Annotated in this window: 9 protein-coding genes and 1 pseudogene; 5 read left to right on the top strand and 5 right to left on the bottom strand. The window is 47.6% G+C overall.

What is annotated here, in order from left to right:
* From QUB68_RS23645 to QUB68_RS23635, 3 genes are all read left to right on the top strand, one after another.
* Positions 1-234, top strand: coding sequence for an SDR family oxidoreductase (locus QUB68_RS23645; protein ID WP_332997021.1), 234 nt, complete (start codon positions 1-3; stop codon positions 232-234).
* Between the two features lie 65 nt (positions 235-299).
* Positions 300-806, top strand: a complete 507-nt coding sequence (locus QUB68_RS23640) for a DUF1993 domain-containing protein (protein ID WP_332997019.1) — start codon at positions 300-302, stop codon at positions 804-806.
* A 365-nt stretch (positions 807-1,171) separates the two neighbouring features.
* Positions 1,172-2,179, top strand: coding sequence for an aldo/keto reductase (locus QUB68_RS23635; protein ID WP_332997017.1), 1,008 nt, complete (start codon positions 1,172-1,174; stop codon positions 2,177-2,179).
* Between the two features lie 537 nt (positions 2,180-2,716).
* Here QUB68_RS23635 and QUB68_RS23630 read toward each other — a convergent pair.
* The 5 genes from QUB68_RS23630 to QUB68_RS23610 all read right to left on the bottom strand — a co-directional run bounded on the left by QUB68_RS23630 (position 2,717) and on the right by QUB68_RS23610 (position 11,075).
* Positions 2,717-7,285 (bottom strand): PAS domain S-box protein, encoded by a 4,569-nt coding sequence (locus QUB68_RS23630; RefSeq protein ID WP_332997015.1) that lies wholly within the window; start codon positions 7,283-7,285, stop codon positions 2,717-2,719.
* Between the two features lie 835 nt (positions 7,286-8,120).
* Positions 8,121-9,092, bottom strand: a complete 972-nt coding sequence (gene mdh, locus QUB68_RS23625; protein ID WP_332997013.1) for a malate dehydrogenase — start codon at positions 9,090-9,092, stop codon at positions 8,121-8,123.
* Between the two features lie 115 nt (positions 9,093-9,207).
* A complete protein-coding gene (locus tag QUB68_RS23620) occupies positions 9,208-9,423 on the bottom strand; it encodes an NAD(P)H-quinone oxidoreductase subunit O (protein ID WP_332997011.1) in 216 nt (71 codons plus the stop codon).
* Between the two features lie 354 nt (positions 9,424-9,777).
* A complete protein-coding gene (locus tag QUB68_RS23615) occupies positions 9,778-10,692 on the bottom strand; it encodes a DNA-formamidopyrimidine glycosylase (RefSeq protein WP_332997009.1) in 915 nt (304 codons plus the stop codon).
* A gap of 2 nt (positions 10,693-10,694) precedes the next feature.
* Positions 10,695-11,075 carry a photosystem I reaction center subunit IV gene (locus QUB68_RS23610; RefSeq protein WP_332997008.1) on the bottom strand — a complete coding sequence of 127 codons (381 nt, stop codon included), beginning with the start codon at positions 11,073-11,075 and terminating at the stop codon, positions 10,695-10,697.
* Between the two features lie 603 nt (positions 11,076-11,678).
* On the opposite strand from QUB68_RS23610, the gene QUB68_RS23605 reads away from it, so the two are divergent.
* Together QUB68_RS23605 and QUB68_RS23600 are read left to right on the top strand one after the other, a co-directional pair.
* Positions 11,679-13,733: an ATP-binding protein gene (locus tag QUB68_RS23605; RefSeq protein ID WP_332997007.1), complete on the top strand. Its 2,055-nt coding sequence runs from the start codon at positions 11,679-11,681 to the stop codon at positions 13,731-13,733.
* Positions 13,730-14,277, top strand: a pseudogene (locus tag QUB68_RS23600) (WD40 repeat domain-containing protein); the annotation flags it as partial. The gene QUB68_RS23605 and the pseudogene QUB68_RS23600, both read left to right, overlap by 4 nt.

The following is a 14,277-nucleotide window of genomic DNA, read 5'->3' as shown; positions in this document are numbered from 1 at the left end:
TTGAGACAAGAAGTCGGCGGTGATATTCGGGTGACGGTGATTTCTCCGGGAGTCACGGAATCGGAATTAGCTGATAGCATCAGTGATGAAAATGCCAGAATGGGGATGAAAGAATTCAGAAGAATCTGTATTCCGGCGGATGCGATCGCGCGATCGATCGTATTTGCGATTGAGCAACCTGATCAGGTCGATGTCAGCGAAATAATTGTCCGCCCCACCGCTAGCACCTATTAGGGATCGAGCCGACCCCGTGTTGTGAGATAAGATTAGTGATGACGCGATCTTAGGAAAAAATACTGATGACTATTTCTATGTATCAAGCCTCAGTACCATCGCTGATTCGATCGCTGAATAATCTAGCAGTCATTCTGGAAAAAGGTGCTGCTCACGCCGAAGCCAAAAAGATCGAACCTGTGCTGATCGGTAGTCGCCTGTATCCAGATATGCTCCCGTTGAGCAAGCAAGTTCAAATCGCTTCTGACATTGCACGCAGGGGTGTTGCAAGATTGGCAGGATTAGATGCGCCTGCGATGGCAGATGATGAAACTACTTTTGCCGAACTAATCGCTCGCGTTCATAATACGATTGCTTATCTCAATACGCTTACTGCCGCTCAAATCGATGGCTCGGAGGAGAAGGAAATTGTCTTACCCATGGGAAAAGAATCCATGAGTTTTAAGGGGATGCCCTATCTGCTTTTTTTCATTCTTCCCAATGTCTATTTTCATGTCACTACTGCCTATGACATTCTCCGCCATAACGGTGTAGAGCTGGGTAAAATGGACTTCTTAGGTAAACCCTCTTAGGATCGAAAATTTAATAACTTAAACACCTCCTACAGTCCTCTCTCCTGTAAGCTGCGAGCTAAAAGGAGGCTCTTCCTCCGGATCTGCGTTACCAGGCTCTGCCTGGTAACAAGCAATAAGCAACAGTTATTAAATTTTCATTCCTTAGTTCGAGGTAGGAGCGGCGGTGAAAATGCCAGAATAGGAATAAAAGGATTGAGAAAACTTTGTATTCCTGCTTGTGGCGATCGCAAATACAATTACATTTGCGATCGCGCAACCCGACGATCTCCATCTCAGCGAGATAATTGTCCGCCCCACTGCTAACCCTTACTAATTGTGAAGAATTCGATACTAGCAAACGCAAAATACTCAACCAAAAAACAATGACTGCTGCAAATACCATCCAACCCCGTCAACTCGGCTCCACAGGCCCAACAGTTTTCCCGTTAGCGCTCGGATGTATGGGAATGTCTGGGATGTACGGTTCATCGGATGATGATGAAAGTATTGCTACGATCCATGCTGCGATCGATCGCGGTATGACGTTATTGGATACGGGTGACTTTTATGGATGCGGACAGAACGAGATGCTGATTGGTCGGGCGCTCAAAGACCGTCGCGATCGCGCTATGCTGTCTGTCAAGTTCGGTGCTTTGCGATCGCCTGATGGCGGATGGATTGGTGTAGATGGGCGACCCGCATCGGTGAAAAACTTTGCTTCTTACAGCCTGAATCGCCTGGGAGTCGAGCATATCGATATCTACCGCATGGCGCGACTCGATCCCAATGTGCCGATCGAGGATACCATTGGCGCGATCGCCGATTTAGTAAAAGCTGGCTACGTGCGCCATATCGGACTGTCGGAGGTGGGTGCAGACACAATTCGCCGCGCCCATGCAGTTCATCCCATCTGTGACCTTCAAATCGAGTATTCCCTGATTAGCCGCGGCCCTGAAACTGAAATTTTTCCAGTGCTTGAAGAACTTGGCATCGGAGTGACAGCCTATGGCGTGCTCTCGCGGGGATTGCTGAGCGGTTCCATCCCCACTGCACCCAATGATTTCCGTGCCTTCTTGCCCCGATTCAGCGGGGAAAACATGGTTCTGAACCAGCGTTTAGTTGAACAACTCAAGCAAATCGCTGCCGAGAAAAAAGTTAGCCCGACCCAAATTGCGATTGCTTGGGTACTTGCCAAAAGCAATAACATTGTACCAGTAATTGGTGCTCGCAAACGAACTCAATTGTCGGAATCTTTGGCAGCCGTTGAGGTGAATTTATCCTCGGAAGACTTGACTCAGATTGAAGCAGTGATTTCTGCATCTGCGATCGCTGGAACACGCTACGGCGAACCTCAGATGAAGATGCTAGATAGTGAAAGTGCACAGGCTTGATTCTGTCGCCGCATCACAAATCGCCGGAAAAGCGAATTCGATCGCCAATTATATCATGTCCGAAGAGACCGACAACAATAAATAATGTCATGAATAGATCCTAGTAGCCTTTTAAGTAGATCGACATATATATTTCGTGTCCGAAGAGACAACCAAGTAATCCCAAAACCCTGCGATTGCTTCGTTCCTCTCTTCGGACATTATTATATTTGTTTATGTCCAGCTACTTATAGCAGTGGACAGTTGACAGTGGACAGTTGACAGTTGCATAACCCGAATCAAACCATTGATTCCGTACGGGTATCGGCTCTATTCATGAAGTTATTTATGTCCTCACCGATGTGGCGGTTGCTATAACATAAACGGTTTGATTCTCGTACTATAGCGGTTCTCAAGCGTGGTGAGGTATGCCCTATGCCCTATGCCCTATGCCCTATGCCCTATGCCCTATGCCCTATGTCGGATAGTACCTCATCTTTCTGAGAAAGGCTATATGTAACTGTCAACTGTCAACTGTCAACTGTCAACTGTCAACTGTCAACTGTTATAGCAATTAGCTTTGAGCGGAATCTCGATCGCAAATTCTGCACCATTTCCCGGCGATGAAGTGCATTTCAGCGAGCCGTTGTGTCTGTCTGTAACAATTTGATAGCTAATTGACAAGCCCATCCCAGTGCCTTTTCCCACAGGTTTAGTGGTAAAAAATGGGTTAAAAAGTTGATTGCAGATACTCTCTGTCATTCCCGGCCCATTGTCAGAAATCCGAATCAGCACTAGATCGGGTTGGGGCATTTCAGTTTTGATGGAGATGATACTAGGATTTTGCCGCATTTGGTCGGCAGAAAGTCGCGAGTCTCTTTCTTCCAAAGCATCTAAAGCATTGCTCAAGACATTCATAAATACTTGATTTAGCTGTCCGGCATAACATTCTACTAACGGCAATTGACCGTATTTTTTAATCACCTCAATTTCGGGAGAATTGTGTTTTGCTTTGAACCGGTGCTGCAAAATCATCAGAGTGCTATCTATGCCGTCGTGGATGTTGACTGCTTTCATTTCTGCTTCGTCCATGCGGGAGAAGGTGCGCAGAGATGCCACGATTTGCTGAATTCTGTCTGCACCGACTTTCATCGAGGTAAGCAGTTTCGGCAAGTCGTCCATCAAAAAGTCGAGTTCAATTGCTTCTACTTCCTCTAGAATTTCCGGGACGGGATCGGGATAGTGGTTTTGGTAAAGTTCGATCAGGTGCAGCAAGTCTTGAGTATAGTCGTTGGCGTGGCTGAGATTGCCGTAAATAAAGTTAACTGGGTTGTTGATTTCGTGGGCGACTCCTGCCACGAGTTGACCGAGAGATGACATTTTTTCGCTTTGAATTAACTGCGATTGAGCGCTGGTTAATTGCTCTAAGGTTTGCTCTAATTCCCGAGCTTTATTGCGAGTTTGGGCGTAAAGATCGGCTTGATTGAGGGCGATCGCCAATTGAACTGTAATCCCTTGCAACAATTCGACTTCGCTATCAGTCCAGGGCCTCACAGAACGGCTGTTGCAGCAGCTAACTGCACTCACTACCCCGGAAAGTGCCTGCATGGGAATGATTAATAGCGATTGGTAGCCCATTGCTCTAACGGTTTGTTTCCAGACAGGATCGGCGACTGTTTCGACATCATCCACCCGCAGCATTTCCATCTGCAAGATTTGTTGTCCAATCAGACCGAAATCGGAAGCTTGATAGCGACCTGTTAAATCGGGAAGTTGGGCCCGGCGAGATTCTTTAATAATTTCCCAGTATGGCTGGTCTCCGTCGTCGCGGTACCAGGCAAAATTGCAGCAATCGATCTGCATAAAAGCGCGAATTTCTTGAACTGCGACTGTAACGATGCTGTCGAAGTCGAGGGAATTGCGGATTTGAGTAGTGAGGTTGTTGAGCAATTTTTCTCGATCGGCTTGTTGCTTGAGTTGGGCTGACGAGCGCCTCAAGGCAATTTCTGATAGTTTGCGATCGGTAATATCTTCGGTGACAGCTAAAAGATATTGCGGAGTGCCGTCAGCACCGAGTATGGATGTTTTCTTGGTGTGAAATATCCGCGATTCTCCTTGGCCGGTTTGAACATCTTCTTCGTCGATTTCTACAATTTGCCCGCTGTTGAGCACTTCCCTGTCTTTGGCAGTAAAAATATCAGCTTGTTCTGTCGGGAACAAGTCGTAATCATTTTTGTCCATAACTTGTTCTGCACTGAAACCGAGCAACTCTTCGGCTACGGGATTCCACAGTACAAATCGCAGTTCTTGGGCATCCTTGGCAACTACTCCTACGGGTATGGTGTTGAGCACGGATTCCATAAATTGTTGAGTGCGTTGTAGTTCTGCTTCTGCTTTTTTTCGATCGCTAATATCTCGCACATTGGCAATGACGCTGAGATTGCCGTTGAGATGAATTCTGGACACAGCAATTTCTGCATCAAAGGTGGAACGATCATTGGGTCGCCTAGATTTCCATTCGATACGGGTGCTTTCGCCTGATAATACTTTTTCCCAAAGTTCTCTCATTAGTTGAATAGGATTTTCATCGCTTGAATAGTCCTTTGTAATTGATAATTTAATTGCTTGTTCCCGACTAACTCCGTACATTTCTAACATTCGATCGTTGACATCAAGAATGTTACCTTCTAAGTCTTGAATGAAGATAGCGTCGTAGACATTGTTAAAGATGGTTCGGAGGTTTTGCTCGGAAACTTGTACGGCTGCTTCGGCTTGTTTACGATCGCCAATTTCTTGTTCTAACTGAGTGACTGCTTGGGAAAGTTCGGCGGTACGATCGCTCACTCTGTCTTCCAACTCGGCTGCTGCTTGCCGCAGGGCTGCTTCGGCGGCTTTGCGATCGGTAATGTCGATCGCCGTGCCGAACAATTTTACTACCTTGCCGCTGGCATCGGTTTCGGCGCGGCCCAAGGCGTTGAGGTGCCGCACCGTGCCGTCGGGACGGCAAATGCGGAAGTCAAAATCAAAGGGAGTGCCTGCTTCGAGTCCCCGCTGTACTTGGGTCCGCCACAATTCCAAATCTTCTGGATGGATCAGAGCGATTTGTTCGGCTAGGGTGGGCGCAAAGGCGGCAGGTTCGAGCCCGAAAATGCGGAAGAGTTCTTCCGACCAAGTGGTGGTTCCGGTAGCTGGGTCGAATTCCCAATTGCCGACGTGGGCGAGTCTCTGGGCTTCTTTGAGCTGCCGCTGGCTGTCGCGGATGGCGGTTTCGGCAACTTTGCGATCGGTAATGTCGAGCGCGACGCCGGAAAATACGATTTCGCCGGTTTCGCTGCGGGTGGGCATGGAGTCGCCCTGCCACCAGCGAATCTCGCCGTCGGGCTTGACTAACCGCCCTTCGTAGTGCCACAGGTCGATATTTTCGACGGCTTCGTTCACCGAAGCAATGTAGCTTTCCAAGTCTTCGGGATGGATACGGGAAATGAAGGAGGTGATGTCTCGCATTATGTCTGCTGCTGCGATGCCGGTGATATCTTCGATGCCATCGCTCATGTAGTCAACTCTCCACACTCCCTGGCTGCTGCAAAATTGAAACAGAGCTCCGGGGATGGTAGCTGCGATCGTCCGGAACTTGGCTTCGCTGGCACCCAGGGCGGCAAAAGTCTGGCGCAGTTCGGCGGTGCGTTGTTCTACTCTGCTTTCTAGTTCGGCGTTGGCGTGTTGTAAGGCTGCTTCTGCGCGCTTGCGATCGGTAATGTCGGTGGCTGTACCGGTGGTGCCGATCGCGTTTCCGGTTTCATCGTACAGGGCGATCGCATTGAACATCAAATGTTTCATGCTGCCGTCTTTAGCGATTTGGGTGGTCTCGTACTGAAAAACTGATTCTCCGGTAAGCAGGCGGGCGAAAACTGCTAAATCTTTCCGGCTTTGTTCTGGTGTCACAAAGTCGGAGAAGGGCCTACCGATCATTTCTTCTGGTTCGTAACCGTAGATGTATTTAACTGCTGGGTTGACGAAGGTGTAGCGGCCGATCGCATCGACCGACCAAATCATGTCTTGAGAGGTTTCTACCAGGCTGCGGTATTTGGTTTCGCTGGCTTTGACGGCTTCTTCTGCTGCTTTGCGTTCTGTCATGTCGCGGGAGACGCCGACAGTCATTGTGACCAAGCCGTCTTGATTGCGGATGGGTGTTTTGACTGTGCTCCACAGCCGCACTTCTCCGTCGTAGCGCGTCGCCGGTTCTTCGGAAATTTGCAGAGTCTGTCCGGTCTCAAATACGAAGGCGTCATTTTTGATGTACTGGAGAGTATTATCGGGATCGGCGAAAGGTGCGTCTACCATGCCTTGAAGTTCCTCTTCAGTCATGCCGTAGTAGTCGCGGAATGCTTGATTTGCCCAGACGATTTTCGATTGCGGGCCTTTGACTAATACCATATCGCCGATCGAATCGAGAATTTGGTGATATTTTTGCTCGCTGTCGCGGAGTTTCTGCTGCGCCGATTCGATTTCTGCTATTTGCCTCTGGGTTTGCAAGTGCAATTCGGCCTGATAAATTGCGACTGCTAGGTGTTCTCCTACTTGTTTAGCAAATTCGATTTCGTCTTCCTGCCAATCGCGGGGTTCGCCGCACTGGTGAATGCACAGCAATCCCCACAAATGTTGCCCTTGCAGCAGGGGTACAACTAAGTTTGCTCTGATTTGAAATCGCTTGAGGATTTTGAGGTGGCAGCCGCTCAACCGGGCTTTGTAGATGTCGCTGACAGCTTGAACGTATCCTTTGGCGTAGTTGGCTGCAAATTGTTCGCCGAAGCAGTAGTCGTGAACTTTTGCGCCCAAAGATGGGCTGTATTGGGGCAGCACGTCTTCGGAGACTACTTCGCCCTCGTTCCAATCGGACTCGGGGAGAAAGCGGTAGACGGCGACTCGATCGGCATTTAGGAGTTGCCGGACTTCGGTGGCTGTGATTTTGAATATTGTGTCTAAGTCTAGGGATTCCCGAATTTTGCCAATTACTCCCATCAGCGCTTGCAGCTTTTTGAACCAGGTTTGAGACTGGGTTTCTCTTTCTAGGCGAGCTAGCTTTTCGCGCAGATTGCTTACTTCTTGATACAGGTATTCATGAAACATAATGTTATTTGTTTAGTTATTTTGCGATTTGGTATCGAGGTACATAGCATCCCCATAGCGCTCTGCAAGTCGAGCCTGGTAAATCAACAAGGCAAAGGACAAATTCTGCTGCTTCTGCTAGCACTTAGCAGCTACTCGTCCTGCATATCCGTATTTTTTCTAGATTTGGAGGTCAATCGAGTATCTTGACTCAGTATATTTACGGTAAAAACGGGCGATCGGTGATTGGCTGCGTCATCAATTGTCAATAATTGAGAATTGTACTCGCCCAACTTACGCATAAACCCGGTTTCTTAACGTAATTGAGTCCGGGAAGCTGGGAAACTGGAAACGAGAAACCCGGTTTCATGGCGGGAGTGCGCCCAGAGTCTTGACTAATCGTGACATTTTTTGCGATCGCCTGCGGTTGCAATTGTCACTTTTTTATTATTACCGAAAACTCGATCTATGGTTTCCTCGGCTTTGCGATCGAATATCCTGTTGGGAGCGCCTCTATTAAATTTTGTCTAAATTGAGCGATCGGCTTTTTCTCTAGTTTTCGCTAATTCTCGATTTATTAGTCATAAATTCACTTTTATATAGTTTTTGGGCTGATTCGATCTTTGAGATAGCTTTCTGGGCACTCTAATTATTTTAGGCGGTCGCTGTTATTTATTGAAATTATTAAAATATACTAGATTTGAATTCTATAAATCTTTGATCGATCGGTGAACCGCAGATGTAAGGCAGATCGACGCAAATGAACGCAGATAATTTTAATATAGATAAGATGGCGGTTGAAACCGCCCGATTTTACGATAGCCGTGATTTTTTTGTAGTTTCCGTTGACTCGCGATTACTTAGTTGCAGCAGTTTTTAGTATCGCCTTTGCTTCCTCAATATTTTTGGAAACCACTTTACCAGATTCAATTAAAGCTGCTTTTTCGGTATCGCTGAGTTCAAGTTCGACTACCTGTTCAACGCCGTGATATCCCAAGCGACAGGGAACTCCTAAAAAGATATCTTGTACGCCATATTGACCATCCAAATAAACTGAGCAAGGCAAGAGTCGCGATTGATTTAATAAAATAGATTCCACCATCAAACAGGTAGAAGATGCGGGTGCAAAATAAGCACTACCAGTCTTCATCAATCCGACAATTTCTGCGCCGCCGTGGCGTGTGCGTTGTACAATGCGATCGATCGCCCCAGCATCCATAAGTTGAGCGATGGGAATGCCGTTGACAGTGGAATATCGCGGCAAGGGAACCATCAAATCGCCGTGGGAACCGAGGACAGTTGCATTGACTTCGGCGATTGAAACGCCCAATTCCATAGCAATAAAAGTTTGAAAGCGGGATGAGTCGAGAATTCCCGCCATACCCATAACTCGGTGTTTTGGTAAACCCGTAGCTTCCCATGCTAGATAAGTCATAATATCTAGGGGATTTGTGACGACGATTAAGATTGCTTCGGGGGAATGGGCGATCGCGCTTTTTGCAGCTTCGGTGACAATTGCAGCATTGATTTTAATTAAATCTTCCCGATTGATACCGGGTTTGCGTGGGATGCCGGCGGCAATTACGATGATATTTGAGTTAGCTGTATCTGTATAATGGTTTGTACCGATAATTTGGCGATCGTGGCGTTCGACTCCCCGGGCTTGCATCAAGTCCAAAGCAACGCCTTGCGGCCAACCTTCGACAATATCTAGCAATACTACATCTGCTAAATTTTTCTCGGAAATTCGTTGGGCTAAGGTGCTACCGACTTTGCCGGCACCGATAATTGAGACGCGGGTTGATGGATAATTTGAGGGGGAATTCATTCGATTTTAGATGTTAGATCTTAGATGTTAGGTTTTAGGAATGAGCTTAATTCGGGAAGGTGCGCGGTGCGCACCCTACTTGAGATTAAGAACCGTGATGTTTAGTTTCGATGAGTTACTTAAAATCTTCGAGTTGGTCTACCCGCAGCCAAATATTCGGGGTGGGGACTTTGCCGAATTTGACGAAGGCGTACTCGCCGCGAACATCCATCACTTCGCCTTTTGTTTCAAATAGATAGGAGGAAAAGCGCGGATCGCTGGCTTGGGCTTCTAGGCTGTTTTCCAGTTTTTCGCGAATTGCGCGGACTATACTGCCTTTTTTGATTGCCATAGGTTGCTCTGTTTTGTTTATAAAAGTATATAAATTTTAATGCTGATTTGGCTTTAATACCAGTTAAAAGAGTCGGGGGTTGATTGAGTCGGGGGTTGATTGAGTCGGCGGTTGATTGAGTCGGCGGTTGAAACCGCGACTACACAAGCGAAGTCTGCCTCCGCAGACTGAAGAGTCGGAAGAGTCGGCGGTTGATTGAGTCGGCGGTTGATTGAGTCGGCGGTTGATTGAGTCGGCGGTTGAAACCGCGACTACACAAGCGAAGTCTGCCTCCGCAGACTCAAGATAGACTCGGCGGTTGAAACCGCGACTACACAAACGAAGTCTGCCTCCGCAGACAAAGAGAGTGAGAAGTTATTTCTGACACGCGGGGCAGTAATGAGTCGATCGCCCTGCTAATTTTATCTTTTCGATGGTTGTAGAGCAAGTGCGGCAGGGTTGACCAGCGCGATTGTACACCCAAGCAACGCCGCCGTAGTTGCCATTCACGCCTTGGACGTTGAGAAAATTGCTAAATGTGGTGCCGCCGGAGGCGATCGCCTTTTGTAGAACTTGAATGATAGCTGAATGGATGCGATCGATTTGCTCTGCGGTCAAATCCGCGCACAGAGTTGTCGGCATTACTCCCGACAAAAACAAAGTTTCATCTGCATAAATATTGCCCAAACCCGCTACCAGTGACTGGTCTAGCAATGCTGTTTTAATTGGTCGCGCCCGTCGGTGCAGCTTGCGGGCTAAATATTCTGTGGTAAATTCGTCTGAAAACGGTTCCGGGCCTAGGAGTTTCAGGCCGGTGACTGTGCTGTCCACTTCTGTTTCTGCGGGCACGTACCACATTTGCCCGAAGGTGCGCTGATCCACAAAGCGCAGTTCTTGGTTTCCCTCAAAATATAGCCGCACTCGCGTGTGTTTTGGCACGGGTTCGGATTCGTTTACCCACAGCAATTGTCCAGTCATCCGCAGGTGAACGCCCAACCAGCCGGCTTTTGAAGGCAGAAGGGAAGAACTGGGATTTTGAGTTGGAAAATTCCCAACTTTGTCCGTCTTCCTTTCTGCTTCTGTCAATTGGGATAGTTCTGCCAGAAGGTATTTGCCACGCCTGTACCACCGTTCGATCGACTTTCCTTTGAGTTTTGTCAAAAAATCGGTCGCAGAGATTGAGCGGGCGATCGAGCTATTTAACAGCACGTCTCCGCCCAAAATTTCGCGATCGAGGGTAAGTTGATTCAAACCCCGGCAAATAGTTTCAACTTCTGGCAGTTCCGGCACAATTAGCGCTGTTCTGTTCCTTGATTGGGCGAACCTTCGACGGTTCCGGGAGCTTCGGCACCGGGCTTGCTGTCGGCGTCAGTTTTCGGCTGCTGGGGGGTTGCTCCGCTGCCGGTTTTGCGGGTTTTCTCGTCGAGGGTGGTTTGCTTGCCGCCGGAAGCGACTGGAGTTGCTGTTTTGGCTTTGGCTTTGGGTGCTGCCACTTCCACTAATTCGCTTTGGGCGAAGTTGTTGGTGTTGACGCCTGCATAATTTACGGCGTTAAAGCGAACGATAACTGGGTATTTAATGCCGCTTTGGTCTACCGTAGCAACGGTGCCCACTTCTTGATACCAGTAGGATTCTTTGCGGAGAATCCGAACTGTCGAACCGCGTTGAACCATGAGCTTTGTTTCCTTTGCGATAAATAAACGGATAAAGCCATTTTTTTTACTTTAGTCGATCGCGCGACGCATTTAAAGTCTGTAACGAAATTATTGTTTCCCGCGCTGTGTTTTGGTTGCTGGTTTGTAAAGAAAAGTAAATATGTTTGAGGGCGATCGCTGGGGGACAAAAATAAATAAACAGACATTATCCGTTAAATACAAGCTGTGCGATCGGCTTGATAGAAAAGTTTACAAATCCGATTTTGTAGGGTGGCGGGCGGATTGTGTTTTTTTGGCGGGGGCATTGTATTTTTTGGGTGGGATACCCAGCCATAAGAGGAGACGGCAGTGCCGTGTCCCTACAATTAATCTCGCGATGGTGAGATGATCCCAGCCATAAGAGGAGACGGCAGTGCCGTGTCCCTACAATTAATCTCGCGATGGTGATATGAACCTACCTATAAGAGGAGACGGCAGTGCCGTGTCCCTACCGATGATTTTGGGGTAGGGAAACGGCACTGCCGTGTCCGAATTTGCCGTGTTGTTGATTTGCTTAATTAACCTTGTATTTAATTATCTTGCCGCGCTAAACTATTGCAAAGTGCGGGGAATATTTAAAGTATGTCGTTAGTTGATTTAGCTAATACTAAAGTTAGGGTTATTGGATGCAGTGCGGTGATGGGTGTTGCGCCAATGATTGCTAGCGCGATCGCCAATCCGGGTGTGACAGCAGCATTGGGTGCGATGGCTAATCCCGTCGTTGGGGGCATTGCTATTTTAGCAACGATCGCGGGCGGTATCGCGGGGAATATTGCGGCTAATGATTTGGGGAATCGGATGGCCGAAAAGTTGGCAAAAAATCCGAATATTCTTGATAATCACGATTTGATTAAGGCGGCTGGTGAGGCGATCGGCTATATTCTCAAGGATGTGGCGAAGTCGGATGAGTTAATTGCGATCGCCGAAACGAAAAATTGGCCCTATCCAGAACAGGATTTAGATAAATTAGCCGACAAGACTCCTGAATATTGGCAGAATATTAACACACAAGGGGCAGATTTGTCAAGGAGTTTAAATATTTCCGAAGAGCAACTGACTCTGATTTTTTCGGCGGATGCTGCGGAGTTCGATCGAGTTACGGGATTGACACCGGCAGATTGGGCAAGATTCATCAGGGAATTCGCCCGCAGCGAGGGGAAAACTTTTGATGCCGAAATCGTGGATTTTGTGGCGCAAAGACTCTACGAAACATTCCCGCAGGCGTACCGCGAAGTGCTGAAACGAGATGCGGCGCAGGGAGGAGAAAAGTTTGCGGCGATGCTGTTGAATTTGCACCAAATTGCTTTGGCGGATCTCAAGGAGTTGGGGCTGCAAAATCGGGAGATTCTCGACAAGTTGGAGGCGGTGGCGACTCGCGAAGATATTTGTCAAGTGATGGCAAAATTGGGCGCGATGGAAATTGGCATCCGCGACGACTTGGCGCAGATTCGGGCTTTGCTGCAAAGATATATCGATCCTACTGCACCCGGTTTGCCGATTTCTTTCAAGTCTGAGACGATTATTCAGGACAGAATTAAAGACTTTACTGGTCGGAAATTTGTGTTTGAAGCAATTAACGAGTTTCTGAGGACAAAACGGAATGGCTATTTTGTTTTAGAAGCGGAACCGGGTGTTGGGAAAAGCGCGATTATGGCTGCTTGTGTCGTGCTGTTGAAGCGCCGCTGCATTACTCATTTCAACTCGCAACCGGACGGGATTGTCAGCGCTAAAACTTTTTTGGAAAATGCTTACATTCAGTTGATTGAAGGTTTTGGTCTTAAAGACAAGTATCCGCGACTGCCGGCAAATGCCCTCGACAATAACAGCTTTCTAGACGAGTTGCTGAAGGAAGTTAGCGCTAAGTCTAGCACGAACAAAAAAATAATTTTTATTATCGATGCGCTGGATGAAGTTGATTTGAGCTTGCAAAATAGTGGCAGCAATGTTTTGCATTTGCCTAATCTTTTGCATGATAACGTTTATTTTATTGTTTCCAAGCGGCCGGAATCTTTGCAAATTTCGACAGCTAATAAGACTGTTTTTGATTTGATGAAGTACGATGCAGAAAGTCTCGAAGATGTCAAGGCTTTTCTGGCAAAACGCACGGATAGAAGCCAGTTAATTCAGGATTGGATTAAGGATAGAAATTTGCAGCGGGAACAGTTTGTGACGGCGGTAGCTGAAAAAAGCGAAAAGAAGTTTATCTATCTCCGCCACGTACTTGATGAGATTGAAGGCGGCACGTACAATGATGTGAATTTAAATGATTTGCCCGCGGGTTTGGAGGAATATTATCAAAAACACTGGGCACAGATGATAGGCAGGGAAGACGATCCTCTGCTGGAATTGAAGGTTAGGATTATCTATTTCCTGTCGCAAGCAGAGGAAGCAGTTTCTGGTCGCTGGTTGGCTAAATCTGCCCGTGAGAAAAATGTGATAAAAGTACAGCAGGTTCTCGGAAAATGGAATTCGTTTTTGCGACATGAGAAAGTAGGGAAGGAAACTCGATACACTATCTATCACAACATTTTTAGGCAGTTTCTCGAAGCGGATGAAACTGTGCAGTCGGCGGGAATAACACTGGATGACATTAACGATGACATTAGCGATAGTTCTACAGGAGGAGCGCCACTATGAGCGATTTAGGTGTGTGGTTGGCGCAGCAGTGTCAGGAAGATCGAGATTTGCTGTTGAAATACCAACCGAAGAGATTTGCGAAACGGGGGAAGGTTGACCGTTATTGCGCTTGGTTGACGGATTTCGGTTTTATTGAGATGAAACTGGATTTTTTGGGGGTGCAAGCGCTAATTGATGACTACAATTTGGCGAGAATTTCTGATGTGTTGCTGTCGGAGGAGCAAAGTCAAACTCTGAGATTGATTCAAGGGGCAATTCGCAAGTCGGCGCACCTTTTGGAGAAGGATAAAACGCAACTCGTAGGGCAGTTGTTGGGGAGGTTTTTGGATTTTGAAATGCCCCAGATTCAGGCGATGCTGGCACAAGCAAAGGAGTCAAAAGATTCTCCTTGGTTGCGGCCTGTGAAGGCTAATTTAGAGCGACCGCTAGAAGGTTCGCTGCGGACTCTCACGGGTCATAGTTCCTCGGTAACAGCAGTGGCGATCGCACCCGACGGCCTCACGGCGATTTCGGCATCCTATGATCATACCCTGAAAATCTGGGA

It is taken from the genome of Microcoleus sp. A006_D1 (assembly GCF_036702805.1).
Taxonomy (GTDB): Bacteria; Cyanobacteriota; Cyanobacteriia; order Cyanobacteriales; family Microcoleaceae; genus Microcoleus.
The sequence above is the reverse complement of the archived record's forward strand: the minus strand, read 5'-3'. Positions and strand labels throughout refer to the sequence as shown.

What these genes read in the sequence shown, in the direction of transcription:
- QUB68_RS23640 (WP_332997019.1), top strand. Translation starts at nt 300, where the DNA reads ATGACTATTTCTATGTATCAAGCCTCAGTACCATCGCTGATTCGATCG.
- QUB68_RS23635 (WP_332997017.1), top strand. Translation starts at nt 1,172, where the DNA reads ATGACTGCTGCAAATACCATCCAACCCCGTCAACTCGGCTCCACAGGC.
- QUB68_RS23630 (WP_332997015.1), bottom strand. Translation starts at nt 7,285, where the DNA reads ATGTTTCATGAATACCTGTATCAAGAAGTAAGCAATCTGCGCGAAAAG.
- mdh (WP_332997013.1), bottom strand. Translation starts at nt 9,092, where the DNA reads ATGAATTCCCCCTCAAATTATCCATCAACCCGCGTCTCAATTATCGGT.
- QUB68_RS23620 (WP_332997011.1), bottom strand. Translation starts at nt 9,423, where the DNA reads ATGGCAATCAAAAAAGGCAGTATAGTCCGCGCAATTCGCGAAAAACTG.
- QUB68_RS23610 (WP_332997008.1), bottom strand. Translation starts at nt 11,075, where the DNA reads ATGGTTCAACGCGGTTCGACAGTTCGGATTCTCCGCAAAGAATCCTAC.
- QUB68_RS23605 (WP_332997007.1), top strand. Translation starts at nt 11,679, where the DNA reads ATGTCGTTAGTTGATTTAGCTAATACTAAAGTTAGGGTTATTGGATGC.